We start from the raw sequence: 25797 nt of genomic DNA, 5'->3' as shown, positions 1-25797 counted from the left end.
AGAGCGGCGACGCTTCCGGCCGGGCTCGAACGGGCGGCCGGTGGTGACCTTCGGCTGAGGGCGGAGCCGTACTGCGCGAGGGGGCCGTGGCGCCACGGCCCCCTTCGTTCGCCCGGTCAGATCACGCCCTGCGCCAGCATCGCGTCCGCCACCCGCTCGAAGCCCGCGATGTTCGCGCCGGTGACGTAGTCGCCGGGGGCGTCGTAGCGCTCGGCGGTCTCGTGGCAGGTGGTGTGGATGTCGTTCATGATGTGCGTCAGCTCCTCCTCGACGCGCGCCGCCGTCCAGGACGTACGCGCGTGGTTCTGCGCCATCTCCAGGGCGCTGACCGCGACGCCGCCCGCGTTGGCCGCCTTGCCGGGGCCGAAGGCGACGCCGGCCTTCTGGAGGAGGTGGACGGCCTCGGGGGTCGTCGGCATGTTGGCGCCCTCGGAGACCGCCTTGACGCCGTTGCGGATCAGGGTCTCGGCGTCGGCCTCGTCCAGCTCGTTCTGCGTGGCCGACGGGAGGGCGATGTCCGCCGGGACCTCCCAGACGCGGCCGCCGGGCACGAAGCGGGCCGAGGCACCCCGGCGCTTGGCGTAGGCGTCGACGCGGCCGCGCTCGACCTCCTTGATCTGCTTCAGCAGGTCGAGGTCGATGCCCTTCTCGTCGACGACGTAGCCGGAGGAGTCCGAGCAGGTGACGGCGTTGGCGCCGAGGGCGGCCAGCTTCTCGATGGTGTAGATCGCCACGTTGCCGGAGCCCGAGACGACCGCGGTCTGGCCCTCCAGGTCCTCGCCGCGCTCCCGCATCATCGCCGCCGCGAAGAGCACGTTGCCGTAGCCCGTCGCCTCCGGGCGGATCAGCGAGCCGCCCCAGCCCTGGCCCTTGCCGGTCAGTACGCCGGCCTCCCAGCGGTTGGTGATGCGGCGGTACTGGCCGAAGAGGTAGCCGATCTCGCGGCCGCCGACGCCGATGTCACCGGCCGGGACGTCCGTGTGCTCGCCGATGTGCCGGTACAGCTCCGTCATGAACGACTGGCAGAACCGCATGACCTCCGCGTCGCTGCGTCCGTGCGGGTCGAAGTCGCTGCCGCCCTTGCCGCCGCCGATGCCGAGGCCGGTCAGGGCGTTCTTGAAGATCTGCTCGAAGCCCAGGAACTTGATGACGCCCAGGTTCACGGAGGAGTGGAAGCGCAGGCCGCCCTTGTACGGGCCCAGCGCGCTGTTGAACTCGACGCGGAAGCCCCGGTTGACGTGGACGCGGCCCTGGTCGTCCTGCCACGGCACCCGGAAGATCACCTGGCGCTCAGGCTCGACGAGCCGCTCGATGAGGCCCGGCTCCGCGTACTCGGGGCGGGCCGCGATCACCGGCGCGAGCGTTTCCAGGACCTCGTGGGCGGCCTGGTGGAACTCGGGCTGGGCCGGGTTGCGGTGCTCGATCTCGGCGAGGAGTCGGTTGAGCGCGGTCGTGGTGTCGGATCGCGTCGTCACGGGGGTCCCTTCTGGCACGGCTGACGCCGGATTCCCGGACAAGCGTGCGGGCATGTCGGGTCCGACGGAGAGCGCTCGGCGCCGTTGCCGCGCGCGGAACAGCGACCGTCCCGGAACTGCGCTGGGCGCACCGCGAAACGGCCGACTCCCCAGTGTCGCTCGCGTGTCAAGGTCCCGGCCAGAGGGCGAAACCATGTCGTCCGCCATATGGGACGCGCCGTCCCCGTGCTGCCGCGCAAGACCGCCGCGGCCTCAGCGGGTCGGCATGACCGGGTCCCCACTCTCCTCGACAGTCCGGCTCCAGTCCGGGTCGGCCGTCACCTCGGGTTCGGTCGCCGGAATCCTCGTGGACGAGGGGCTCACGGTGGACGCCGAACTCGGAGCGGGCGTCGGGGCCGACGGGCGAACCTCACCCGGGTCGGCGTTCTCCTCCTCGCACCCCGCCGCCCCCAGAACGAACAACGGGAGCAACAACGCCCAGCGGGCGACACGCACAGGCAAGGGCACGATGGCACTCCTCCAACGGACGTGACCCGACGCGTCGCGGCACTTCACGACCAACGACAGCACTGTGACTCACTTCACGATCATGCTTGGCATGGACATTCTAAGCCAAGGGCAGCCTGCCTCCGCTCGGCCCGAGCGTAGAGACGCAACCGTGCTTGGAGAAGAATGCGCACCTCGTTGCAGAGATCCTCGGCGGCGGCCTTCCTTGTCGCGCTGGTCGCCCTGTTCCTGCCGGAAGCAGCCACCGCACGCACTCAGGAACCGGGCACGGCGGTGGTGCACCACGCCGCCGAAGCCCGGTCCGCCCAGTCGGGCACGGAGTACTGGACCCCCGAGCGCCGGGCGGCGGCCGTCCCCCGGGCCCTGGGCGAGGTCGAAGTCCCGGACTCCGTCCGCCCGCAGGCCGCCTCCGACGCCCGGACCGCGCCGACCGTGCTCGCCGAACCCACCTCCCCCGCCGCATCCCCCCTGGCCGCCCCCCTGGGCGCGGCAGCCGTCTCGCACGCCACGGTCGGCAAGGTCTTCTTCACCGTCGACGGGGCGGGCTACGTGTGCTCCGCGTCGGTCGTGAGCAGCGCCGGCAAGAACATGGTCTTCACGGCCGGGCACTGCCTGCATGACGGCAACGGAGGCTCCTGGGCGGAGAAGTTCACCTTCTACCCCGGCTTCGAGAACAACACCGCACCGTACGGCGGGTACGAGTTCGAGACCCTGGTCACCACCGTGGGCTGGGCCGAGGACGGAGACTTCGACTACGACTTCGGCATCGCCCTCATGGGGCAGTTCCAGGGATACGAGGTCGTGGAGGTCGTCGGAGGCAACGGCGTGTGGGCCGGTTACAGCGGTACCCAGAACTTCCTTGCCATGGGCTACTCGGCCGCAGGGGCCTACGACGGAATGACCCTCCAGGTCTGCGACGCGCAAGCCGAGCCCGAAGGCGGGCAGTACGAGATGGACTGCACCAACCAGACGGGCGGTGCCAGCGGCGGCCCGTGGGTCGAGAACACCGGTTCCGTACCGTACGTCTCCGGCGTGAACAGCAACGCGGACGACCGCGACAACCCCACCGTGATCAGGTCGCCGCACTTCGGCTCCTGGGTCATCGACCTGTACAACGAGTACGCGCAGGGCTGACCGATCTCTTCGGTGCCGGTCCGCCTGCCGCGAGAACAGCAGACGGACCCGCCGTCGGCCGTCAGTCTCCGTCCGCGTTGAGCATCTCGGCGGTGAGGACGTTGCCCGCGACGCCCCAACCGCCGTCGGGGACCTCGTCGACGAGGACGACGGTGGTGGGGCGGGCGCGCTCCCCGTAGATCTCGGCGTAGAGGTCGGTGGTGCGTTCGACGATCTTCCGCTTGTCCTCCGGGGTGAGGGTGCCCTCGGGGACCTTGAAGTGGGCGAAGGGCATCTCAGATCATCCCCCCGTTGGCACGCAGGATCTGGCCGTTCACCCAGTGACCGGCGGGGCTGGAGAGGAAGGCGACCACCTCGGCGATGTCCTCCGGGGTGCCCAGCCGCTCCAGCGGCGGCGTCTTCGCGAGCTGGTCGATCTGCTCCTCCGTCTTGCCGGTGAGGAACAGGTCCGTGGCCGTGGGGCCGGGGGCCACCGTGTTCACGGTGATGTCCCGTCCGCGCAGCTCACGGGCGAGGATCAGCGTCATCGCCTCCACCGCGCCCTTGCTCGCCGCGTACGCCCCGTACGCCGGGAACTGCGTGCCGACGACGGATGTCGAGAATCCCACGAAGGAGCCCCCCGCCCGCAGGCGCCGGGCGGCCTCCCGGGCGACCACGAAGGTGCCGCGGATGTTGGTGCGGTGCATGGCGTCCAGGGCGTCCAGGTCCAGGTCGGCGATGGGCGACAAGGTCATGCGGCCGGCCGAGTTCACGACGACGTCCACGCCGCCGTACTCGGTCTCCGCCCGGTCGAACAGCGCGGCGATCTCCTTCTCCTCCGCCACGTCCGCCGCCACGGCGATCGCCCGGCCGCCGGTCCCGGTGATCGCCGCCACCGTCTCGTCGGCGGAGGCGGCGTCGCTGGCGTAGTTCACGACGACGGCCAGGCCGTCCTCGGCGAGCTTGCGCGAGACCGCCCGGCCGATGCCGCGCGACCCGCCGGTGACGATCGCTACGCGGGTGTCGGCCGCTGGGTTCTGGTTCCTGCTCGTGTTCGTTCTCGTGGTCATGCGTCCACGATGCGCCCGGCCCACCCGCGCAGCCAGGGGATGTCATCCCCTGGGTCACCGGCCCCGCCCGGCGCAGAATGGAGGGCATGAGCGCTGTGAAGTACGCCGAGCTGGGAGCGTTCCTGCGGTCGCGGCGGGAGCGCATCCGCCCGGCCGACGTCGGGCTTCCGGCCGGCCCTCGGCGCCGGGTGCCGGGGCTGCGGCGCGAGGAGGTCGCCCAGCTCGCCGGGGCGTCCGTGGACTACTACAACGAGCTGGAGCGCGGGGCCGGGTCGCAGCCGTCCGAGCAGATGATCGCCGCGCTGGCGCGTGCGCTGCGGCTCTCCTCCGACGAGCGGGACTATCTGTACCGGCTCGCGGACCGGCCGGTGCCCGTGCAGGGCGGGGCCGCTTCGCACGTGCACCCGGGCATGCTGGACCTGCTCGGGCGGATGACCTCGACCCCGGCGCAGGTGATCACCGACCTGCACGTCACCCTCGTGCAGAATCCGCTGGCGGTGGCGCTGCTCGGGGACCACTCGGGTTTCCGGGGGCCCAGGGCCAGCTTCGTCCACCGGTGGTTCACCGAGCCCGACGCCCGGCGCCTGTATCCGGAGGCCGACCACGAGGGCCAGTCCCGCTCCTTCGTCGCCGACCTGCGGGCCGCGGCGGCACGGAGGGACGCGAAGGACCCCGAGGTCGGGTCGATGATCCGGACGCTGCTCGCCGTCTCGCCCGAGTTCGCCTCGCTGTGGGCCGACCACGAGGTGGCCGTCCGGCGGAAGGACCGCAAACGGCTCGTCCATCCCGTGCTCGGCGTGATCGAGGTCAACTGCCTCCATCTCTTCAGCGAGGACGGACGGCAGCGACTGCTCTGGTTCACGCCGGCCGTGGGGACGGAGAGCGCGGGGCTGCTGGAGCTGTTGGCGGTGGTGGGGACGCAGGAGGTGGTCAGCGCGGCTCCGACGCGTACGGGAGGAAGGTCGCCCAGGCGGTCGGGGTGAGGGTGAGGCGGGGGCCGCCACCTGGTACGTGCTTGGAGTCTCGGACGTGGATCGTGCCGGGGGTGGTCGCGATCTCGACGCAGGACTCGCCGTTGGTGCCGCCGCTGTAGGTGCTCTTGAACCAGACCAGTTCGGCCTCGCGGATCATGTTTCTCCCAGCAGTTTCTCGATGAAGGCCAGCGACTCCCTAGGGGGGAGTGCCTGCGCCCGGATGGTTCCGTACTGCAACTCCAGGATGCGGAGTTGCCTCGGTTCAGAGACGGGACGTCCGTTGAACAAGCCGTCGGCGCGCCCCACCGCTGTACCGTCCTGGAACTTCAACAACTCGATCCTGCCGTCGAGCCCTGGATGAGCGTCAACGTTGGTCGGCATGACTTGGAGCGTGACACTGGCCAACCTCCCAACCTCCAACAGACGTTCGAGCTGCCGTCGCCATCCCATTGTGCCCCCGATCTGCCGACGCAGGGGCGCCTCTTCCAACACGAAATGAATCGATGGAGCCGGATCGCGCTCGTACACCGATTGCCTGGCCAACCGGGCTGCCACCATGCGTTCGACATCGTCGGGTGAGTAGGGCGGCTGCGCAGCCTCGATCAGCACCCGAGCATGCTCCGGCGTCTGCAACAGCCCCGCGACGATGTTGCACTCGTACACCCCGATCTCGACGGCCTTCGCCTCCAGCTTCCCCAGCTCCCGCACCTTCTTCGGGTACCGGACCTTCTTCACGTCCTCCCACGCCGCCGAGATCAGCCCGCCCGCGTCCAGCGCCTCGTCGGCCCGGTCCAGGTACTCCTGCCGGGGAATCCGCTTCCCGCCCTCGATCTTGTAGACCATGTCCTCGCCGTACCCGACCGCCGCCCCGAACTCGACGGCCCGCATCCCCGCCGCCTCGCGCCGCAGCTTCAGCTGCCGACCGACGGTCGTGATGACGGCGATTCCCCACTCGTCGTCCGGGTCGACCTCCCAACCCGGCTCGTCCGCCTCACTCTTGAGCCGTCCCGCGTCCGTCTCGACTGTCATGCCGTGCCCCTCCGTCGTGCCCGTATCGGATGCACCAGCGCCCTACCCGTACCGACCGCCGTGACAGCCCCGTACACACCGGACAACAACCGGACAGTCACCGTACGTACCCGCTGAGTCACTTCTCACCGTACGCACGCACCGCCACGCTGAGTGACGTGAACCAGAAATCCGCCGAACTCCCGACGTCCGTCCGCAACTTCAGTGTGCAGCTGTCCCCCACGCCGCGCGGCGCCCGCCTCGCCCGTCTGCTGGCGACGGAACAGCTCCGCAGCTGGGGCCTCCCGCTCGACCCGGCCCGCCAGCTCGTCGCCGAACTGGCGAGCAACGCGGCGGCCCACGGACGCGTCCCCGGCCGCGACTTCCGGCTCACGCTCTACGTCGTCGGCGCGACCCTCCGTATCGAGGTCACCGACACCCGGGGCGAAGAACTCCCCCGCCCGCAGACACCCGCCCCCGACGCCGAATCGGGCCGTGGCCTGCTGCTCGTCGAGGCGCTGGCGGACCGCTGGGGAGTGACCGAGGAACGCTTCCCGCGCAAGACCGTGTGGGCGGAACTGCCCTGCACACCGCCGGAACCCGCGTTCTGAGGCTGCGGTGCCGCCGGTGCCCTACCAAGGAAAGAACCCGGGGAGAAAGCACCCCACCAAGCCCCGCCTTTCCACCCGAGGCGCGTCATCACCCGGGCGGGTGAACATCACCGCCTGGGCTGGATTTCCGAACCCCCAACTCCCCTACGCTCAGCGCAAACGACCGCAGACATACGTCGGCCCCCGCCGGGACTGCCATCCCAATACGAGGGCCTACCACCAAGGAAACGAGACTTCCCGATGGATACCCAAGACCCTAACGCGCCCTCCCACGCCCAGTCAGCCCTCACCGCCGATCCGACCCGTACGCGTCACCACGGCGGCGGCATCACCCACGACAACACCCGTCACACCACCCGCTTCGTGGTGATCGGCAATCACCTGGCCCAGCACAAGGAGCTGTCGCTGCTGGCGATCGGTCTCAGCTGCCACCTCCAGTCGCTGCCCACGGGTGCGGGCGCCGACATCAAGTCCCTCACCGCGCGCTTCCCCGAGGGCGCCACCCGCATCGCCGCCGCCCTGCGCGAGCTGGAGGCCCACGGCTATCTGCGCCGCGAGCGCGTACGCACGTCCACCGGCCGGATCGTCACCCGTACCGTCTCCTGCAACCAGCCGAAGGCCGCCCGCCGGGCGGAGTCCTCCACGACCTGCCCGGACCGCCCCTCCCGCCCCCGTGAGCCCCGCCCCCGCAAGGCGCTCCCCGCCGTACCGCAGCCCGACTGCAAGGTCCCCGGGCTCTTCCGGGCGGCCACCGATCTCCTCGCCGACCTGCGCCGACACGACTCCCGCCTGGTGCTCTCCGCCGCCGAGACCGCGCACCTGGCGCCCGGCGTCGCCGCCTGGCTGGAAAGGGACGTGCTCCCCGGCGCCGTACGCCGCGCCCTGACGGCCGACCTCCCGGACGAGCCCCTGCGCCGCCCGGCCGCTCTCCTGGCCCACCGCCTCACCGACCGGCTGCCACCCCCGCCCCCGTTCCGCACGCCGCCGGCCGCCGTACCGCCGCCGCGCCACCCACTCCAGAACTGCGAGGGCTGCGACCGGGGCTTCCGCGCCCCCGAGACCGAAGACCGCTGCCGCGACTGTCGGGCAGTCACGGCAGCCGCCTGACACCACAGTCCCCCGCTCCTCATCCATCACCTTCAGAAGCCCGAGGCCACCATGTCCGACCCGCCCGCCGAATCCCTGCACCGCCTCTTCCGACACGATCCCGGCCTGTTCGCCCGCGTAGCACCGCTGCTCGGGATCGCCGTTCCCGCCGTCACCAAGGCGAGTGTGCTGTTCTCGGGCGTCGGCAACTGGGGAGCTCTCGGTTGTCGGGGAAACACGTTGCTCCAGCTCGAGACGGCGGGGCAGGAGACCTTCCTCCTGTTGATCGAGGCACAGGACCGCCAGGACCACCTACGACCCGCGCACTGGGCACACCACGTCGCATGCCTGTGGACCGAGTATCGGTTGCCCACGGCTCTGTTGATCGTGTGCCCCGACCAGGACACAGCACGTTGGGCCGCACAGCCCGTGGCGAGCGGGCCTGTTCAGCCGCCCGCGCTCACCCTCCACCCCTTCGTCGCGGGACCTGCCAACCTGCCGCTGATCACCGACCCCGAAGCAGTTCAGGCCGACCCGGCCCTGTCCGCGCTGTCGGCCATCATGCACCCGGCCGCACAGGGAATCGGATCTGCGCTGGACACATTGTCCACGATCTTGCGGGATCTCCCGGACGTGGACGCCAACCCACTCATAGCTCTGACGGCCCAGGGCCTCCACACGCACCCGGCCGGGATCGTCTGGAAGCACCTCGTGAGCGCGATCATCTTGGATCGGGAACGCGAGAAGGATCGGGTCGAGCGCATCACGAAGTTCCGCACGGAGCACCTTCTGCTTCTCCTGGGAGAGCGCGGTCTCGTCCTCTCGGAGAGCACCCGCGAAGAGGTCGCCGACTGCCAGGACCCCGAAACCCTGCTCCGCTGGCTGCTCCGCGCCGTCACCGCGTCCACCACGGAAGAGATCTTCGACGAAGACGAATGACCGACTGCCCGAGGCACGTCGCCGTGGCGAGTCACACACACCAACGCAAGGTCCTGTCGGCTCGGCCGTCGGAGGAGAGTCGTGTCGTCCACCGCCCGCTTCGAAGGGGCGCCACTCGCCGGTCCCGTCCACGGCGACGGCCTCGTGCGGGTGACAGCTTCGCGGATCGCGCCGAGCATGGTGACGGGCTTCGCATACTGTGACGCCGGGAACCGTGACCGTGGAAGGAGGGACATCATGAGGATCGAACTCGCGCTGAGGCTACTCGGCCCGCACGCCGGCATGGACGCGCAGGAATCGCTCCAGGCCCTCACCACCGTGCTGTCCCTCCTGCGTGAACTGGAAGCCACCGAGACGGCGCGGCCGAGCGGGAACGGAACACGCTGGACGTTCAACGAACTACGACTCGGCAGCGTCGCCTGCACTCTGGAACCACTGCGGATCGCCGAGCACTCGACCTACGACGTGGTCGAACGAGTGGCCCGCAGCGCGGTCGGCGGGCTGCACGAGGCCGAGTCCACCGCCCGCATCCCCACCGGTTGGACACTGCGGGCCGCGAATCTCGGGCGCCGAGTCGCCAAGTCGCTCGGCGCGTCGCCGGACGTCGGCATGATCCTCGAGGTCCGGGGAGACGGAGAGCCCCTGCGTACTGTGGAGATCACCCAGCGGACCGCGCTGCATCTGGAGTCCGCGACGAAGACCCGCCACCACACGTTCGGTTCTCGCAGGGGACGCCTCAGCGGGCTGCACGAGGGCGGCAGACAGCGGCGGCCCCGGGCCCTGCTGCGCACCGAGGTCGGAGAAGAGGTGATCCCCGTGTACTTCGGGGACGACCTCGATCCCGAACTGCGTCGGGCGTGGCGACGCGACCGCGTGGAGATCACCGGTGAGATCACCGAGAACGCTCAGGGGCAGAGCATGTGGATGCGTGCGCGGGACATCGAGCTCCTGCCGACACAGCCCCAGCTGTCGGACGACGATCTGCGGGGCGGCTTCTGGCCGGACATGACCGGCGGTCAGGACGCCGTGGAGTACGTGGAGGCCCTTCGTGGGGACACCTGACCGCCCCGAGTCGGTTTACCTGGACAAGCACCAGCCCTTCCGCCTCGGCTCAGCCCACGGTTGCAGCGAAGGATTCTGGGGCACCCCCCGCCGATCGGTCCGAACCGGCCCCGAAGTCTTCCGTTTCCGCCGCCGCCCCACCGGCTGAAACCCCCTCGTCATCCGCTCCGTCGCCCGAAAAGACACAGACGGACGACTGCCGCGGTCGGACGGTGGTCGAGGACGTGACCGTCGACGTGTGTCTCCGCCGCGAGGGCACCAAGGCCTACATGGTGTACGAGTTGACCGGGACAGAAACGCCGAAGCTGGTCGACGTGTACATGTGGCTGGAGGAGACGGCCACGAAGCGGGTCATCGACTACGTGGCTGCCACGGACACGCCGTATGGGTGGCACGACATGCGAGCCGATCTCACCCCCGTGCGCCGGGAACATGTGGTGGAGGTGAGACTGATGCCGGGCACGTCTTACGAAATCTGCGTCGGGGTCGTGCCCCCCGATGACCCGGCCCCGCAGTTCCGGTCTCCGAACGTGGGCGGCGTCATGCACAGCTTCGTCTATTGATCCCTGCCGTTCCCGCCCTCACGCCACCGTCGACACACAGAACGGATGCCCCGCCGGGTCCAGCAGCACCCTCCAGCGGTCCGGGGACGGCTGGAAGTCGGGCTTCGTCGCGCCCAGGGCGAGCAGGCGGGTCTCGCCCGCGTCCAGGTCGTCGACGCCGACGTCGATGTGGGCCTGCTTCTCCTGGCCGGCGCCCGGCCAGGTGGGCGGGCGGTAGTCGGGGAGGCGGTGGAAGCCGAGGCCGGGGGCGCCGTCCTGGCCGCCGAGGAAGTAGAAGTCGTCGGTGTGGAAGGAGACGGTGAGGCCGAGTGCCTTGCCCCAGAAGCGGGCCATCGCGGCGGGGTCGGGGCAGTCGAAGGTGACGGCCGAGTAGCGGAAGGCCGGGGCCGGGGTGTTCTGCGTTGTCGTCATGGGGAGACCGTAGGACGTGATCAGGACAGATTCGGTCCTGGTCGTCGGTGGGTGCGTGGGAGACTTCGGGACCGTGCTCAGTACTTCCGCCCGGCTGCTGCGGCTGGTCTCCCTGCTCGCCGTCCGTCCCGCCTGGACCTGCGGTGAGCTGGCCGAGCGGATGGAGGTCACGGAACGGACCGTGCGGCGGGACGTGGCGCGGCTGCGGGAGCTGGGGTACGCCGTCGACTCCGATCCGGGACCGTGGGGCGGGTACCGGCTGCGGCCGGGGACGCGTACGCCGCCGTTGATCCTGGACGACGAGGAGGCGCTCGCCGTGGCCGTCGGGCTGCGGGAGGCCGCGCTGAGCGGGGCGCTGGGCGGGGACCAGGCGGCGTTGTCGGCGTTGCTGAAGCTGCGGCAGGTGCTGCCCAAGCGGCTGGGCGACCGGCTCGAGGACATGGACGCCGCGTTCGTGCAGACGCCGCGGGCCGGTGAGCCGCAGGTCGCGGCGGGGACGCTGCTGGAGCTGGCCGCCGCGTGCCGGCGGGGCGAGCGGGCCCGGATGGCGTACCGGGACTGGGGCGGGCGGACCAGTGTGCGGGACGTGGATCCGTACCGGCTCGTGCACACCGGGCGGCGCTGGTACTTCGTGGCCCGGGACGTGGCCCGGGACGAGTGGCGAACCTTCCGGGCCGACCGGGTCGAGCGGGTGCAGCCGACGGGGCGGGCCGTGGAGTTCACCGAACCGCTGCCCGATCCGGCGCTGCTCGTGTCCCGGGCGAGCGCGACCGGGCCGTACGCGGTGCTGGCCACCGTACGGCTGCCGGTGCCCATGGAGGAGGCGCTGCGGTCCATTCCCGCCACGGTCGGGCTGCACCGGGCCGACGGGCCGGACGCCACGGTCGTCGAGATCGGCGGGTCGAGCGCCGAGGGGCTGGCCCGCTATCTGTTCAGCCTCGCCACGCCGTTGCACGTGCTGGCGCCGGACTCCGTGCGGGAGGCACTGCTGCGCCGGGCCCGGGAGTTGCTCGCCGCGAACGGGGAAGCAAGTACTTGAAGTTTCCTCCACAGGTCCGTACCAACCTCTTGCCCCCGCACTCCCCGCGTCGCAAGCTCCCCTCATGGAGCTGGAGTTGCGGCATCTCAAGACGGTCCGGGCCATCGCCGACGCCGGCAGCCTCACCAGGGCGGCGACGGTGCTCGGCCTCGCGCAGCCCGCGTTGAGCGCACAGCTCAAGCGGATCGAACGGGCCCTGGGCGGGGCGCTGTTCGAGCGGGGCCGGCACGGGGTGCGGGCGACCGCGCTGGGGGAACTGGTGCTGGAGCGGAGCCGGATCGTGCTGCCCGCGGTGACCGAGTTGCAGCAGGAGGCGGCGCGGTTCGCGCGGGCGCCGCGGACGGCACGGCACCTGCGGCTGGGCGGGACGCACGGGCCCTTGCTGGGGGCGCTGGTGGACCGGCTGGCGGACGTGGCGCCGGAGGCCCGGATGACGACCTGTACGTCGTGGTCGGAGCGGGAGCTTGCCGACCAACTGGCCGAGGGCAGGCTGGACTTCGCGCTCGCGGGGACGTGCGGTTCCGCCGAGCCGCCCGGCGCGGCAGGCCTGGTGTGGCGGGAGGTCGCCGTCGATCCGGTGTTCGTGATGGTGCCCGAGAGGCATCCGCTCGCCTCGCGCGCCGAGGTGGACCTGACGGAGCTGGCGAGCGAGGAGTGGGCCTGCGTGCCCGGCGACGGCTGCTTCGGCGACTGCTTCACCGCGTCGTGCGCCCGCGCCGGGTTCACGCCGCGCCGCATGTACGAGACGGACACCGCCTCGCTGGTGCACCTGGTGAAGGTGGGGCGGGCGGTGGGCCTGTGCCGGGCGACCTTCCCGACGACGCCCGGCATCGTCACCCGGCCGCTCACCGGAACACCGCTGGCCTGGCGGCACCTGCTGGGCTGGCACGCGGTGACCGGGCGGCAGGACACCGCGGCGACCGTGCTGGCGCAGGCCCGCATGGCGCACGCGGGAGTGGCGGCGAGCAGCGACAGCTACACCGAGTGGATGGCCGCGCACCGGGTGCCCTGACCACCCCCGGCGCCCCCTGGCGCCCCTCACCCGCCTTCCATAACGCCGGGGGGAGGGCCGACCGACGTCTTACGGCGCCCGGTCGGCCCTCCCTACGGTTTCGGCACCTCCCCACCGAAACCGAGGAGATCCCCCATGCCCCACCGTCACCGACACACCAGAGCCGCGGGTGCCGCCGCCGTGGCGGCTGCCGCCCTGCTCGTGGCCGGGCTCAGCGGCTCCGCGAGCGCCGGGACGGCACCCGCCGACTCCGCCCCCACCGCGGCCGAGACCCTGCGCACCGACGCCGCGCCGCCCGCCCTGCTCCGGGCCATGGAGCGCGACCTCGGTCTCGACCGGCAGCAGGCCGAGCGCCGTCTCGCCAACGAGGCCGACGCGGGCGCCACCGCGGGCCGGCTCCGTGCCGCGCTCGGCGCCGACTTCGCGGGCGCGTGGGTGCGGGGCGCCGAGTCCGGCACGCTGACCGTGGCGACGACCGACGCGGCCGACGTCGCCGCGATCGAGGCCCAGGGCGCCGTGGCGGAGGTCGTACGGCACTCGCTCGCCGACCTCGACGCGGCCAAGGCCCGCATCGACCGGGCCGCCGCCGAGCGGGGCGGGGACGCCACCGACGCGGCCGTCCGGTACGTCGACGTACGGGCGAACACGGTCACCGTGCAGGCCACGCGGCCCTCCGCCGCCCGTGCCCTCGTCGAGGCGGCCGGGGTCGACGCCGGAGCCGTACGCGTCGAGAAGGCGGCCGAGAAGCCGCGTCCGCTGTACGACCTGCGGGGCGGCGAGGCGTACTACATCAACAACAGCGGGCGCTGCTCGATCGGCTTCCCCGTCACCAAGGGCGGTCAGGAGGGCTTCGCCACGGCCGGTCACTGCGGACGGACCGGGGCGAGCACCACCGGGTCCAACCGGGTGGCGCAGGGCACCTTCCAGGGCTCGGTCTTCCCGGGCCGGGACATGGCGTGGGTGGCGGTCAACTCCAACTGGCGGGCGACCCCGTACGTCAGCGGTGCCGGCGGCCAGAACGTCCAGGTGACCGGGTCCACCCAGGCGCCGGTCGGGGCGTCGGTGTGCCGTTCCGGTTCCACCACCGGCTGGCACTGCGGCACCGTCCAGCAGCACAACACCAGCGTGACCTACCCCGAGGGCACCATCAGCGGCGTCACCCGGACCACGGTGTGCGCGGAGCCCGGCGACTCGGGCGGCTCGTACATCTCCGGCAGCCAGGCGCAGGGCGTCACCTCCGGCGGCTCCGGCGACTGCCGCAGCGGCGGCACGACGTTCTTCCAGCCGATCAACCCGCTGCTCCAGAACTACGGGCTCACCCTGAAGACGACCGGTGACGACGGCGGCGAGGAGCCGCCGCCCGGCGAGGGCGGCACCTGGGCGGCCGGCACCGTCTACCAGCCGGGCGACACGGTGACGTACGGCGGCGCCACCTACCGCTGCATCCAGGGGCACCAGGCCTACCCGGGCTGGGAGCCGCCGAACGTTCCGGCGCTGTGGCAGCGCGTGTGAACGGCTGGATGAACGGCTGAATGACCCACGGGGGACGGCCCCTGGGACGGCCCGCGGGGGGTACGGCCCACGGGGTGACGGGGACGGGCCCGGGCGCGCGAAGGGAGAGCGCCCGGGCCCGGTCACGTCGACGTCCGGCCGACGGAGGTGGGTCAGGTGCGGGTGACCGTGCCGCACTCCTCCCCCTGCGTCTCCCTCATCTCCCCGCTGCGGTCGTACGGGTCGACGGAGGGCCCCGTCGCCCGCGTCCGGTCCTCGGGGAAGACGGGGTGCAGGTAGCCGTCGTACACGTCGCACGCGGTGTTGAACGTGTTGACCTTGTACTCCTCGATCGCGAGCTTGCCCGGCGTGGCGTACCAGCGGTCCGGGTCCAGCAGCAGCGTCGTGATCTCACGGCGCACGATGGTGCGCTCGACGTGGTCGCCCCCGTCCGACTTCGCCAGCGGGTACACGAAGGTGTAGTCGGCGTGCACCTTTATCTCGCCCGGCTTCCCGCCGGCCAGCGACATGCGGCCGCGTACCTTGACCACCTCGCCCGCGAGCCGCACCTCATCCGGATCGAACCGGCTGAACAGCCCCGTGGGGTCGTACTCGCGCGACGGCTCGCGCAGCCCCCGCCGCTGGTCCGGCAGCAGGTCCTTCTGCGCCTCGGGGTCGAGCAGGCCCAGCGCCTTGTCGGGCCGCCCGCCCGCGATCACGTCCGGGTCGAGGTTGGCGGCGACCAGGAACTCCTTGGTGCGCCGCAGGGCCAGCTCCGCGTCGGCCTTGCTCATCCCGGCCACCGCCCTGGCCTCCGGCAGCTCGATGGCGTCGGCGCCGTCGGCCCAGCGCAGGGCGGGAGAGCCGCGGAACGGGTGCTCGCGCGTGGCCTGTCGCGCCCCGTCGGTGCCTCCGGGAGCGCCGGTGGGCCGCGCCGTCTCGGCGGGCAGCGGCGTCGGCGAGGCGGCGGCCTCCGCCCCTCCGCCGGGGAGGTGGTCCGTCACCAGGGAGGGCCGCAGGGCGATCACCGCGACCGCCGCCAGCGCCACCACGCCGACGACCGTGCCCCACCGGCGCCGACGCTTCGGGGCGGGTCGCGGGGCACGCCAGGGCGCCGGCTCCTCCTGATCCCGCAGCCGCGCCGCCACCATCCGCGCCCGCGCCGACGGCTCCTTGGGCGTGGCGGCGCCACCACCTTCGGCGGCCTCCCGCAGGAACGACTCCAACTGCTCGTCGGATATGGGGGACGGCTCGTCGGACGGACCGTCGGCGTGACCGGAGGGCGGGGGCGAATTCACGGATGTCCTCCCTGTGGACCGGAAGCGTTCGCATGGCGGCTGCCCGTCACGACACCCGCACCGTTCTGTCGTCGCCGAGGAACAGGTCCGGCAAGCCCCGCCGGGTCGCGTCGCCCGAGACCAGTCCCGCGAGGAGGGACACCAGTCCCTTGTCGTACTCCCACCAGTCGTCGTTCCCGGTGCTCACCACGGGCCAGCAGTCTGGATCCGTGCCGCCCGTGCGCCAGTAGAAGAGATCGCCGGAGCTCGTCTCGGCGCAGTGCAGCAGCCCGCCAGCCCGGGAGTGGGGGGCGTAGCGACCGGCCATGTCGTCCTCGGCCGGGTCCTCCAGCGCCTCCAGCTTGGCTCGCGCGGATGTTCCTGGGCCGCTCCGCGCGCTGTGCGCGCAACCCCGGCACCACGCGTTCGACCTCACCGACACCGCTCAACACGGGTGGCCCTTCCTCTGCCGGTCCGCCACGGGAGTGATGAAGCGTACCCCTCGCTCCGTCACGGTGACTGGTCCCCCCCCTGGGTACCTCTGGCGACCGCCCGTACGCCGAGGACGATGACCCAGTCCAATCCGGCCCTCATGGGCCCCGCCCCTTACGGGGACCCCATGCCCGATTCCCCGCCGACCGAGCTGATTTCCCTTTCGGACGACGCCTGGGAAGAAGCACTGAACACCGTTGAGGCAGACCAGGGGGCGACCTGGCTGGAAAGCGGACGATCACCGCGCGTCCAGGTCACTCCGCCCGCTATCAACGAAAGCGAGTGCGTGGAAGTGAGTGTGTGTGACATCTCCGCTTCCCAGGTCTGCGTCACGGTTCCGGTGGCGGCGCCGGACGACTGGATCGAGCGGCACCGAGCGCTCCTCGCCGCCGTCCGATGCCGCTCCCCCTGGTCTAGGGAGGGGTTGCACCCGCAACCGGTGCGTCGCAGGGCCAGCTCCGTGTCGGCCTTGCTCAGCCCGGCCACCGTCTTCGCCTCGGCACGTGTGCCGATGCCGACCGGACGAGAGCCGACGAGAGTTTCAGAGCGGGTACGGGGTGGAGAACGGCGGCGTGCGACCGGTCGCCCCGACTCCTGCGAAGCCCTCGAACGACTCGTCCGCCAGCAGCCGGTGGACGAACTCGCTCATGGACATGTCGTAGCCGCGCGCGTGCTGGGCGTCGTCACGGGCCAGCACCGTCCAGGCGTCCGGGGACAGGGAGTCGTCCGCGAGCCAGAAGAACTCGTCGCCCCGCGCACTCGCCCCCCACTGGAGCAGCCCGGAACCCGACCCCGGCCGGTACAGCCCCTGCGGCAGGTAGTACTCGGCCCCCGCCTCGTCCTCCGCGGCGATCCGCCGGTTCTCCTCGTGGATTTCGGCCACCTGCGAGTCCGTGCCGCCCCCGGAGGAGTAGACGGTGAGGTACTCCTGGAATTCTCCCCGGCCGAACGTCTCGCAGAACGCCTTGTAGTCGGCGGGCAGCGCGGTGCCCAAGCGCCTCTCGATCACGGGCCAGTCGACGCTCACGCTACGGTACCTTCGGCCGACCGTCTCGGCCGGCCGAAAACCCCGATCCATCCTGACTCCCAGCCTGTCGCGGCGTTCTGTCGATTCATCACAAGAATCCCAGCTCGACCTCAACGGTCAGCTGTCAACGAACCTGAGCCACCGCTCATAGGTCGGCGGCCATGATCTGCCTCCAGAGTTCCGCGGCCGGCGTCTTGCCGAGGCCTTGTTCCGTGAGCTCGATGAAGATGCTTGCCGTGTTCTCGTCGTCGGCCGACAGGCCCTTCAGGGCCGACGCCAGCGCTTTCAGTATGGCATCGGCGTCCGGGTCCCGGCGGTGCAGAGCAGCCGACAGTACGGTCAGCGGGATGTCGCGCGCCGCCTCGTCGGGGCTGTCGATCACGGGCAGCTGGTCCGGCCCGAGGACCAGTGGCCGCACGGTGAGCGAGGGCCACTGCGGTGGGCCGATGTCGACCTCCCGGGACGCCCAGGCAGCCGTACGCCGGTCGGCGCAGACGACCAGCAGGACCGGCGGCAGCCGGTACTTGGCGTGCAGGTGCGACAAGTAGTACGCCCAGCTCGCGGGCTTGTCGCGGTCCTGATTGCCCTGCGACTCGACGGCGAGCAGGAAGCTGCCGTTGTCGCCGGTCTCCATGCGCAGCAGCGTGTCGACCCGCCGTTCCACCGGGCGGTTCTCGGTGAGGTCGGTGGTAAGTGGTACCGCGGAGACCGGTTCGGCGAAGGAGACGCCGAGCGCCTTGACGGCACGGGCGAAGAGCGCCGGATCCTCCTGGAAGATCCGGTGCAGCGCCTCGTGGGATGAACTGACCATGCGGCGAACGTAGGAGAGCACCGGACATTGCCAGGAGCATATGCCGACAGTTACCGCGCACGAGTGACAACTGGGCCACCACCGTTGACGCTTCAAGGCCCCCGGCAACGACGAAGGGGCCCGCACGACCGAAGTCGTACGGGCCCCTTCTCAGGCATCAGCCCATGTCAGGTCAGTTGACCGACAAGCAAGCGGAACTTACTTGTTGATCTTGGTGACCTGGCCGGCGCCGACCGTCCGGCCACCCTCGCGGATGGCGAACTTCAGACCCTCTTCCATGGCGACGGGCTGGATGAGCTCCACCTTCATCTCGGTGTTGTCACCCGGCATGACCATCTCGGTGCCCTCGGGGAGGGTCACGACGCCGGTCACGTCCGTCGTACGGAAGTAGAACTGCGGACGGTAGTTGTTGAAGAACGGCGTGTGGCGGCCACCCTCGTCCTTGGACAGGATGTAGGCCTGGGCCTCGAACTCGGTGTGCGGGGTGACCGAGCCCGGCTTGATGATGACCTGGCCGCGCTCGACGTCCTCGCGCTTGATGCCGCGGAGCAGCAGACCGACGTTCTCACCGGCCTGGCCCTCGTCGAGCAGCTTGCGGAACATCTCGATGCCGGTGACCGTGGTGGTGGTCTTCTCGGTCTTGATGCCGATGATGTCGACGGTCTCGTTGACCTTGAGGACACCACGCTCGATGCGGCCGGTGACGACCGTACCGCGACCGGTGATGGTGAAGACGTCCTCGATCGGCATCAGGAACGGCTTGTCGACGTCGCGCTCGGGCTCCGGGATGGCCTCGTCCACGGCCTTCATGAGCTCGAGGACCGAGTTGCCCCACTCCTTGTCGCCCTCGAGGGCCTTCAGAGCGGAGACCTTGACGACCGGAACGTCGTCGCCCGGGAACTCGTACTCGGAGAGGAGCTCACGGACCTCGAGCTCGACGAGCTCCAGGATCTCCTCGTCGTCCACCATGTCGGCCTTGTTCAGGGCGACGACGATGTACGGAACGCCGACCTGGCGGGCCAGGAGCACGTGCTCCTTGGTCTGCGGCATCGGGCCGTCGGTGGCGGCGACCACGAGGATGGCGCCGTCCATCTGCGCGGCACCCGTGATCATGTTCTTGATGTAGTCCGCGTGACCGGGGCAGTCGACGTGCGCGTAGTGACGCGTCTCGGTCTGGTACTCGACGTGCGCGATGGAGATGGTGATACCGCGCTGGCGCTCCTCGGGCGCCTTGTCGATCATGTCGAAGGCCGAGGCCTCGTTCAGGTCCGGGTACGCGTCGTGCAGCACCTTGGTAATGGCGGCCGTGAGGGTCGTCTTACCGTGGTCGATGTGACCGATGGTGCCGATGTTGACGTGCGGCTTAGTCCGCTCGAACTTCGCCTTCGCCACTGGGGTCCTCCTGTGGAGTGGTTCTGTACGCCTTACTCATCGGCGCCAGGTGATCTTTGCTGGAAAGCCCGGGTGCCGGGGGCATTCCGCCGGGTTCACGGCGGAATGCCCCATGCAGGCTCCGGGGTCAAGCCTAAAGCGTGAGAACGGGGTCCGTTAAACGGAGTAGCCCGTTACTCGCCCTTGGCCTTCGCGATGATCTCCTCGGCGACGTTCCGGGGAACCTCGGCGTAGGAGTCGAACTGCATCGAGTAGCTTGCGCGACCCGACGTCTTGCTGCGGAGGTCGCCGACGTAGCCGAACATCTCCGACAGGGGCACGAGGCCCTTGACGACGCGGGCGCCCGCACGCTCCTCCATGGCCTGGATGTGGCCACGGCGGGAGTTGATGTCGCCGATGACCTCACCCATGTAGTCCTCGGGCGTGGTGACCTCGACGGCCATCATCGGCTCCAGGAGCACGGGCGAAGCCTTGCGCGCGGCCTCCTTGAAGGCCTGCGAACCGGCGATCTTGAAGGCGAGCTCGGAGGAGTCGACCTCGTGGTAGCCACCGTCGATGAGCGTGACGCGGACGCCCGTCATCTCGTAGCCGGCCAGGATGCCGAACTGCATGGCCTCCTGCGCACCCGCGTCCACCGAAGGGATGTACTCCTTCGGGATGCGGCCACCGGTGACCTTGTTCACGAACTCGTACGAGGCGTCGCCGCCCTCGATCGGCTCGATCGCGATCTGCACCTTGGCGAACTGACCGGTACCACCGGTCTGCTTCTTGTGGGTGTAGTCCACGCGCTCGACGGTCTTGCGGATCGTCTCGCGGTACGCGACCTGCGGCTTGCCGACGTTGGCCTCGACCTTGAACTCGCGCTTCATCCGGTCGACCAGCACCTCGAGGTGAAGCTCGCCCATACCGCCGATGACGGTCTGGCCGGTCTCCTCGTTGGTGTGCACCTGGAAGGAGGGGTCCTCCTCCGCGAGACGCTGGATGGCGACACCCAGCTTCTCCTGGTCGCCCTTGGACTTGGGCTCGATCGCGACCTCGATGACCGGCGCCGGGAAGTCCATGGACTCCAGGATGACCGGGTTCTTGTCGTCGGACAGCGTCTCACCGGTGGTGGTCTGCTTCAGGCCCATGACGGCGACGATGTCGCCGGCGCCCACCGACTCGATCTCCTCACGCTTGTTGGCGTGCATGCGGTAGATCTTGCCGATGCGCTCCTTCTTGCCCTTGACGGAGTTCAGCACCGCGGTGCCGGACTCCAGGCGGCCCGAGTAGACCCGGACGAAGGTGAGCTTGCCGAGGTGCGGGTCGCTCATGATCTTGAACGCGAGCGCGGCCAGCGGCTCGTCCTCGGACGGCTTGCGCTTGATGACGACCTCGGGGTCCTTGACGTCCTGGCCCTCGATGGCCTCGACGTCGAGCGGGGTCGGCAGGTAGCGCACGACCGCGTCGAGCAGGGGCTGGACGCCCTTGTTCTTGAACGCGGTGCCGCAGAACACCGGGGTGACGGTGGTCTCGTCGGACTTGCCGGACGCGATGGTGATACGACGGATCGCGGCGTACAGCTGCTCCTCGGTGGGCTCCTGGCCCTCCAGGAACAGCTCCATGATCTCTTCGTCGTTCTCCGCGACGGCCTCGACCAGCTTGCCGCGCCACTCCTCGGCGGCCTCGGTGTGCGTGGCCGGGATGTCGACGGTCTCGTACATCTCGCCCTTGGCCGCCTCGGCGGACCACACGAGCGCCTTCATGCGGACGAGGTCCACGACGCCCTGGAAGTCGGCCTCGGCACCGATCGGGAGCTGCATGACGAGCGGCTGGGCGCCCAGGCGGTCCGAGATCATCTCCACGCAGCGGTGGAACTCGGCGCCGGTGCGGTCCAGCTTGTTGACGAAGCAGATGCGCGGCACGCCGTAACGGTCGGCCTGACGCCACACCGTCTCGGACTGCGGCTCGACACCGGCGACACCGTCGAACACGGTCACGGCACCGTCGAGCACACGCAGGGAACGCTCCACCTCTACGGTGAAGTCGACGTGCCCCGGGGTGTCGATGATGTTGATCGTGTAGTCGTTGTCCTCGAGCGGCCAGTGGCAGGTGGTCGCAGCAGACGTGATCGTGATGCCACGCTCCTGCTCCTGCTCCATCCAGTCCATCGTGGCGGCGCCGTCGTGGACCTCACCGATCTTGTACGACACACCCGTGTAGAACAGGATCCGCTCGGTGGTGGTCGTCTTGCCCGCGTCGATGTGGGCCATGATCCCGATGTTGCGGACCTTGGCCAGGTCAAGTGAAGTGGTAGCCATAAGGCTTCAGTCTTCTCTCGGTCTCGATGTGGGTAGCGACTACCAGCGGTAGTGCGCGAAGGCCTTGTTGGACTCGGCCATCTTGTGCGTGTCCTCGCGCTTCTTCACAGCGGCACCGAGGCCGTTGGAGGCGTCGAGGAGCTCGTTGAGCAGACGCTCGGTCATGGTCTTCTCGCGACGGGCGCGGGAGTAACCGACCAGCCAGCGCAGCGCGAGGGTGTTGGCGCGACCGGGCTTGACCTCGATCGGCACCTGGTACGTCGCACCACCGACACGGCGGGACTTGACCTCGAGGGTCGGCTTGATGTTCTCGAGAGCGCGCTTGAGCGTGATGACCGGGTCGTTGCCGGTCTTCTCGCGCAGACCCTCCATGGCGCCGTAGACGATGCGCTCAGCGGTGGAGCGCTTGCCGTTCAGCAGCACCTTGTTGATCAGGGAGGTCACCAGAGGAGAACCGTAGACCGGGTCGATGATGACCGGGCGCTTCGGGGCGGGGCCCTTACGAGGCATTCTTACTTCTCCTTCTTGGCGCCGTAGCGGCTGCGGGCCTGCTTGCGGTTCTTCACACCCTGGGTGTCAAGCGAACCGCGGATGATCTTGTAGCGAACACCCGGCAGGTCCTTCACACGGCCGCCGCGCACGAGCACGATGGAGTGCTCCTGCAGGTTGTGCCCCTCACCCGGAATGTAAGCGGTGACCTCGATCCCGCTGGTCAGACGCACACGCGCGACCTTACGCAGGGCCGAGTTCGGCTTCTTCGGGGTGGTCGTGAACACACGCGTGCAGACGCCGCGACGCTGAGGGGAACCCTCGAGTGCGGGCGTCTTGTTCTTCTCGACCTTGTCCTGCCGGCCCTTACGGACCAGCTGCTGGATCGTAGGCACTACTTCTCCGGTTTCTGTGTGCCGAATGGTAAAGCTAACCTGGAACGTCACCGACCCACGCGGTCGGGTGTGTCGAAGCCGCGAGCTCCGGCCGCAGGGCGGAAGAAGACGCGATTTACGGTGGCCACGCACGCCCCGGTGCGGTCGTAGGCACGCACGAGGGCCAGGGCACACCCCAGGCACAAGGTCTGAGCGTACCTATCGCATTCGCTGCGGTCAAAACAAATGGGCGGGACCGGCAGCGACACCCGGACTGTTCCGGTTCGTCCCGGTCGGCTCCAGGGATCAGACCCTGGGCACGGGCACCCGCGCTTCGGACTCCCGGGGCTCCCCGGCGGGCTCCCCGCCCTTCGTCGACGCCGCCGTGTCGTGCCGCACGAAGTACGTCGGCCGGTTCTGCACGGCCGTGTAGATGCGCCCGACGTACTCCCCGAGCAGACCGACACAGATCAGCTGCACGGCGCCGATGAACACGATGCTCGCGAGCAGGGAGGTCCAGCCGGGCACCGTCCACCCCAGCGCGAAGGCGGTCAGGGTGTAGCCCAGCAGGCCCAGGCAGACCAGGAAGGCGCCGGCACCCAGCCAGGTGGCGATGCGCAGCGGGGCGGCGGAGAAGCCCGTGACGCTGTCGACCGCGAGGCGGATCATCCGGCCCAGCGGGTACTTGGTGCGCCCGGCGGGGCGCGGGACGCGCTCGTAGGTCACCTGACCGCTCGGGAAGCCCAGCCAGGGCACCAGGAGGCGGTAGACCCGCTGCTGGTCCGGCAGCGCCTTCAGGGCGTCCACCGCCGCGCGGCTGAGCAGCCTGAAGTCACCGGCCTGCGCGGTGACCGACGGGCCCGCCAGGCGCCGCATCAGCCGGTAGTAGGCGCCCGCCGTCCACCGCTTGAACCCGGTGTCGCTGCTGCGGTCGGCCCGCACCCCGTAGACGATGTCGAGGCCCTCGGCGCGGGCCAGCGCCAGCATCTCGGGAATCTTCTCCGGCGGGTCCTGGAGGTCGGCGTCGATGCTGACGACGTAGGCACCCGCCGCCCGGTCCAGACCGGCGGTCAGAGCCGCCTGATGGCCGGAATTGCGCCGCAGCGCGACCACGCGCAGCTCCGGCCAGCCGAGCCGGAAGGCGGCGAGCAGCTCCGCCGTGCGGTCCCCGCTGCCGTCGTCCACCGCGACGACCTCGTGCGGGACGCCCAGCTCGTCGAGGACCGGCCGCAACCTGCTGACCAGCGCGGGCAGGACCTCTTCCTCGTTGTACATCGGAATGACGACCGACAGCACGACCGGCTGCCGCCGTTCCGCGTCCGGTTCCTCGGGCACCACGCCTCCCCTCCCCCGAGTCCTGAGCACTGAGCACTGAGCACTGAGCACAAATGTGCGACTCTTGTGCGATCTTATGGCAGCAACTGACGCTTGAGGGCGTACCGAGGGGGATGACAGCCATGGACACGGCTGCCGACGACACGGTGACCGACGGGTCACGCGGCACCCGGGACGGACTGTCCGACGACTCCCGCAAGGAGCGCCCTCCGCGCGACCGGCGGACCTGGCTCCCGCCCCTGCCGGACACCGCCCGCCCCTACCTGCCCGCGCTCGCCCTGTACGCCGTCACGAAGCTCGTCGGCCTCGCGGTCTTCGCCTCCCTGCTGGAGTACGCCGGGGACTACAAGGGCAAGAACCCGCGCTTCGGCGGCGGCGCCCACTGGTGGGACGTCCTGGCCACCTGGGACGGCTGGTGGTACCTCCAGGTCGCCGAGCACGGCTACAGCCCCTCGCTGGTCCGGCTCGGCGGCGACGGCATCTTCACGGTCCAGCAGAACTCGGTCGCCTTCTTCCCGCTCTACCCGGCCCTGATCCGCATGGTCTCGGAGACCACCGGCCTCGGCCTGTACGGCTCCGGCATCCTCGTCTCCGTCGTCTTCTCCTTCATCGCCGCGGCGGGCGTCTTCGCCGTGGTCCGCCTGGTCGCCGGGGCCCGCGCCGGCACCGTCGCCGCCGGCCTGTGGGCCGTTGCTCCGGGCGCCGGTGTCGAGTGGGCGGTCTACTCCGAGTCCCTGTTCGTCGCCATCGCCGCCTGGGCCTGCTACGCCGTGATGACCGGCCGCTGGGTGACGGCCGGCCTGCTCGCCTTCACCGCCGGCCTGAACCGCCCCACCTCCGCCGTCCTCATCGGCGCCGTGGGGCTCGCCGCGCTGGTGACCGTCGCCCGCCCGGCCGGCCGTCGCGAGCACGGGATACGGGGCCCGGTCTACGCCATGGTCATGGCGCCCCTGGGCCTGCTCGGCTACATAGCCTGGGTCGGCTACAGCACCGGCGAGGCCACCGCGTACTTCACCCTCCAGCGCGAGGGCTGGGCGCACTTCTTCGACTACGGCGCCTACACCCTGGACGTGCTGCGCAACCTCGCGGTGGGCAAGGGCGACTACGTCTTCGCCTTCTCCACCCCGGACCTGCTCTCCCTCCAACTGGTCCTGGCGCTGCCCTTCCTCATCGCCCTGATGCTGCGCAAGAAGCCCCCGCTGGTCCTCGTCGCCTACACCCTGGCGACGATCATCACGGTCCTGGGCACCCAGCAGATGTTCGGCAACACCATGCGCTACCTGCTGCCGGCCTTCCCACTGCTCCTCGCCCCGGCCGCGGCGCTGGCCCGCCTCAAGCTCCCGAGCCTGGTGGTCTTCTTCTCCACGGCCGCGCTCGCCTCCGGCTGGTACGCGCACTACGTCATCTTCGAGCTGGGCGTGCCCTAGCCGATTTGGCCGGATCGCGCTGGGCTGGACCAAGGTCACCGCCTCCGCCGCCAACGGGTACGAGGCCCTGCTCGCCCTGCGCGGCCCCGGTGACGTCATCGGCGGGTCGGCCGCGCTGACCGGCCGGCCGCGATCGGCGACGGTGACCGCCCTGGAGCCGGTGCGGGCGGTGGCCATGGAGCACGAGCGCTTCAAGGATTTCCTGAACCGTTCGCCCGCCGCCTCGTTCGCCCTGCTCGGCCTCACCGCGGACCGCACCCGGGCCGCCGACCGGCGCCGCCTGGAGTTCGCGTCGATGAACGTGCGCCAGCGCTTCGCGGTGCTGCTGCTCGACCTGGCGCGCACCCACGGACGCCGCACGAGCGGGGGCGTCGCGCTCGCCGTCCCGCTCAGCAAGCCCCCCAGCCACTCCCGCCCCACCCCGACATCACCGCCGCCCCCTGCCCCGCCCCGCAGTACCCCGCCGGCGGGCTTCCCCACCCGGCGTCCGTAGCTCCTCCGCAGCCCGGACC

Annotated in this window: 27 protein-coding genes and 2 pseudogenes; 14 read left to right on the top strand and 15 right to left on the bottom strand. The window is 70.4% G+C overall.

Going from position 1 to position 25797, the window contains the following annotated elements; genetic code table 11:
* Window positions 1–116: 116 nt before the first annotated feature.
* On the bottom strand, window positions 117–1475 hold the full coding sequence (gene gdhA / locus M6G08_RS11745) for an NADP-specific glutamate dehydrogenase (RefSeq protein WP_272587105.1): 1359 nt from the start codon (window positions 1473–1475) through the stop codon (window positions 117–119).
* A gap of 265 nt (window positions 1476–1740) precedes the next feature.
* On the opposite strand from gdhA, the gene M6G08_RS11740 reads away from it, so the two are divergent.
* On the top strand, window positions 1741–2007 hold the full coding sequence (locus M6G08_RS11740) for a hypothetical protein (protein WP_272587104.1): 267 nt from the start codon (window positions 1741–1743) through the stop codon (window positions 2005–2007).
* 152 nt (window positions 2008–2159) lie between these two features.
* Entirely contained in the window at window positions 2160–3116 is a 957-nt protein-coding gene (locus tag M6G08_RS11735; RefSeq protein ID WP_272587103.1) for a trypsin-like serine peptidase, read from the top strand.
* Between the two features lie 61 nt (window positions 3117–3177).
* Here the strand turns inward: M6G08_RS11735 and M6G08_RS11730 are convergent, their stop codons facing one another.
* Window positions 3178–3390, bottom strand: coding sequence for a tautomerase family protein (locus tag M6G08_RS11730; RefSeq protein WP_272587102.1), 213 nt, complete (start codon window positions 3388–3390; stop codon window positions 3178–3180).
* A gap of 1 nt (window position 3391) precedes the next feature.
* Window positions 3392–4165, bottom strand: coding sequence for an SDR family oxidoreductase (locus M6G08_RS11725; RefSeq protein WP_272587101.1), 774 nt, complete (start codon window positions 4163–4165; stop codon window positions 3392–3394).
* Between the two features lie 77 nt (window positions 4166–4242).
* On the opposite strand from M6G08_RS11725, the gene M6G08_RS11720 reads away from it, so the two are divergent.
* Window positions 4243–5148, top strand: coding sequence for a helix-turn-helix transcriptional regulator (locus tag M6G08_RS11720; protein ID WP_272587100.1), 906 nt, complete (start codon window positions 4243–4245; stop codon window positions 5146–5148).
* Here the strand turns inward: M6G08_RS11720 and M6G08_RS11715 are convergent.
* Both M6G08_RS11715 and M6G08_RS11710 read right to left on the bottom strand, forming a co-directional pair.
* The gene (locus M6G08_RS11715) at window positions 5096–5296 is read right to left on the bottom strand and encodes a DUF397 domain-containing protein (protein WP_272587099.1); all 201 of its coding nucleotides are present in this window, start codon (window positions 5294–5296) and stop codon (window positions 5096–5098) included. The two genes, M6G08_RS11720 and M6G08_RS11715, sit on opposite strands and share 53 nt — an antisense overlap.
* Window positions 5293–6168 carry a helix-turn-helix domain-containing protein gene (locus tag M6G08_RS11710; RefSeq protein ID WP_272587098.1) on the bottom strand — a complete coding sequence of 292 codons (876 nt, stop codon included), beginning with the start codon at window positions 6166–6168 and terminating at the stop codon, window positions 5293–5295. The genes M6G08_RS11715 and M6G08_RS11710 overlap by 4 nt, the downstream gene beginning before the upstream one ends.
* 158 nt (window positions 6169–6326) lie before the next feature.
* Here M6G08_RS11710 and M6G08_RS11705 point away from each other — a divergent pair, with 158 nt between their 5' ends.
* From M6G08_RS11705 to M6G08_RS11685, 5 genes are all read left to right on the top strand, one after another.
* Window positions 6327–6758 (top strand): ATP-binding protein, encoded by a 432-nt coding sequence (locus tag M6G08_RS11705; protein WP_272587097.1) that lies wholly within the window; start codon window positions 6327–6329, stop codon window positions 6756–6758.
* 240 nt (window positions 6759–6998) lie between these two features.
* Window positions 6999–7865, top strand: a complete 867-nt coding sequence (locus M6G08_RS11700; protein WP_272587096.1) for a helix-turn-helix domain-containing protein — start codon at window positions 6999–7001, stop codon at window positions 7863–7865.
* 51 nt (window positions 7866–7916) lie between these two features.
* Window positions 7917–8783 carry a hypothetical protein gene (locus tag M6G08_RS11695; RefSeq protein ID WP_272587095.1) on the top strand — a complete coding sequence of 289 codons (867 nt, stop codon included), beginning with the start codon at window positions 7917–7919 and terminating at the stop codon, window positions 8781–8783.
* Between the two features lie 237 nt (window positions 8784–9020).
* Window positions 9021–9845 (top strand): hypothetical protein, encoded by an 825-nt coding sequence (locus M6G08_RS11690; protein ID WP_272587094.1) that lies wholly within the window; start codon window positions 9021–9023, stop codon window positions 9843–9845.
* A 224-nt stretch (window positions 9846–10069) separates the two neighbouring features.
* A complete protein-coding gene (locus M6G08_RS11685; RefSeq protein ID WP_272587093.1) occupies window positions 10070–10408 on the top strand; it encodes a hypothetical protein in 339 nt (112 codons plus the stop codon).
* Between the two features lie 18 nt (window positions 10409–10426).
* Here M6G08_RS11685 and M6G08_RS11680 read toward each other — a convergent pair whose 3' ends face one another.
* Entirely contained in the window at window positions 10427–10819 is a 393-nt protein-coding gene (locus tag M6G08_RS11680) for a VOC family protein (RefSeq protein ID WP_272587092.1), read from the bottom strand.
* Between the two features lie 73 nt (window positions 10820–10892).
* Here M6G08_RS11680 and M6G08_RS11675 point away from each other — a divergent pair, with 73 nt between their 5' ends.
* The 3 genes from M6G08_RS11675 (at window position 10893) to M6G08_RS11665 (ending at window position 14382) form a co-directional block, all read left to right on the top strand.
* Complete coding sequence (locus M6G08_RS11675) at window positions 10893–11858, top strand: helix-turn-helix transcriptional regulator (protein ID WP_383140269.1); 966 nt, start codon at window positions 10893–10895, stop codon at window positions 11856–11858.
* 64 nt (window positions 11859–11922) lie between these two features.
* Window positions 11923–12870: a LysR family transcriptional regulator gene (locus tag M6G08_RS11670; protein ID WP_272587091.1), complete on the top strand. Its 948-nt coding sequence runs from the start codon at window positions 11923–11925 to the stop codon at window positions 12868–12870.
* A 135-nt stretch (window positions 12871–13005) separates the two neighbouring features.
* The gene (locus M6G08_RS11665) at window positions 13006–14382 is read left to right on the top strand and encodes a carbohydrate-binding protein (protein ID WP_272587090.1); all 1377 of its coding nucleotides are present in this window, start codon (window positions 13006–13008) and stop codon (window positions 14380–14382) included.
* A gap of 152 nt (window positions 14383–14534) precedes the next feature.
* Here the strand turns inward: M6G08_RS11665 and M6G08_RS11660 are convergent, their stop codons facing one another.
* On the bottom strand, window positions 14535–15659 hold the full coding sequence (locus tag M6G08_RS11660; RefSeq protein WP_272587089.1) for a serine/threonine-protein kinase: 1125 nt from the start codon (window positions 15657–15659) through the stop codon (window positions 14535–14537).
* A 46-nt stretch (window positions 15660–15705) separates the two neighbouring features.
* A complete protein-coding gene (locus M6G08_RS11655) occupies window positions 15706–16074 on the bottom strand; it encodes a hypothetical protein (protein ID WP_272587088.1) in 369 nt (122 codons plus the stop codon).
* 132 nt (window positions 16075–16206) lie between these two features.
* Between M6G08_RS11655 and M6G08_RS35990 the strand changes: the two are divergent.
* Window positions 16207–16515 (top strand): annotated as a pseudogene (locus M6G08_RS35990) (DUF5959 family protein); the annotation flags it as partial.
* Window positions 16516–16671: 156 nt separating this feature from the next.
* Here M6G08_RS35990 and M6G08_RS11650 read toward each other — a convergent pair.
* From M6G08_RS11650 to M6G08_RS11620, 7 genes are all read right to left on the bottom strand, one after another.
* On the bottom strand, window positions 16672–17157 hold the full coding sequence (locus tag M6G08_RS11650; protein WP_272587087.1) for an SMI1/KNR4 family protein: 486 nt from the start codon (window positions 17155–17157) through the stop codon (window positions 16672–16674).
* 145 nt (window positions 17158–17302) lie between these two features.
* Window positions 17303–17968, bottom strand: a complete 666-nt coding sequence (locus M6G08_RS11645) for a hypothetical protein (protein WP_272587086.1) — start codon at window positions 17966–17968, stop codon at window positions 17303–17305.
* A gap of 198 nt (window positions 17969–18166) precedes the next feature.
* Window positions 18167–19360, bottom strand: a complete 1194-nt coding sequence (tuf, locus tag M6G08_RS11640) for an elongation factor Tu (RefSeq protein ID WP_073725144.1) — start codon at window positions 19358–19360, stop codon at window positions 18167–18169.
* Between the two features lie 173 nt (window positions 19361–19533).
* Entirely contained in the window at window positions 19534–21660 is a 2127-nt protein-coding gene (gene fusA / locus M6G08_RS11635) for an elongation factor G (RefSeq protein WP_272587085.1), read from the bottom strand.
* 39 nt (window positions 21661–21699) lie between these two features.
* Complete coding sequence (gene rpsG, locus M6G08_RS11630; protein ID WP_003974303.1) at window positions 21700–22170, bottom strand: 30S ribosomal protein S7; 471 nt, start codon at window positions 22168–22170, stop codon at window positions 21700–21702.
* Between the two features lie 2 nt (window positions 22171–22172).
* Window positions 22173–22544, bottom strand: a complete 372-nt coding sequence (gene rpsL / locus M6G08_RS11625) for a 30S ribosomal protein S12 (RefSeq protein WP_003948652.1) — start codon at window positions 22542–22544, stop codon at window positions 22173–22175.
* A gap of 285 nt (window positions 22545–22829) precedes the next feature.
* Window positions 22830–23858, bottom strand: coding sequence for a glycosyltransferase (locus tag M6G08_RS11620; protein ID WP_272587084.1), 1029 nt, complete (start codon window positions 23856–23858; stop codon window positions 22830–22832).
* Between the two features lie 122 nt (window positions 23859–23980).
* Between M6G08_RS11620 and M6G08_RS11615 the strand changes: the two genes are divergently transcribed.
* Both M6G08_RS11615 and M6G08_RS11610 read left to right on the top strand, forming a co-directional pair.
* Window positions 23981–25285: a putative hexosyltransferase gene (locus tag M6G08_RS11615; RefSeq protein WP_272587083.1), complete on the top strand. Its 1305-nt coding sequence runs from the start codon at window positions 23981–23983 to the stop codon at window positions 25283–25285.
* A 22-nt stretch (window positions 25286–25307) separates the two neighbouring features.
* Window positions 25308–25682: pseudogene (locus M6G08_RS11610) on the top strand (Crp/Fnr family transcriptional regulator); the annotation flags it as partial.
* Window positions 25683–25797: the final 115 nt, after the last annotated feature.

The sequence above is a fragment of the Streptomyces sp. M92 genome (genome assembly GCF_028473745.1).
In the GTDB taxonomy this organism is placed as follows: Bacteria; Actinomycetota; Actinomycetes; order Streptomycetales; family Streptomycetaceae; genus Streptomyces.
Note: the sequence above shows the minus strand (reverse complement) of the source record. Positions and strands in the feature narration are given on the sequence as shown.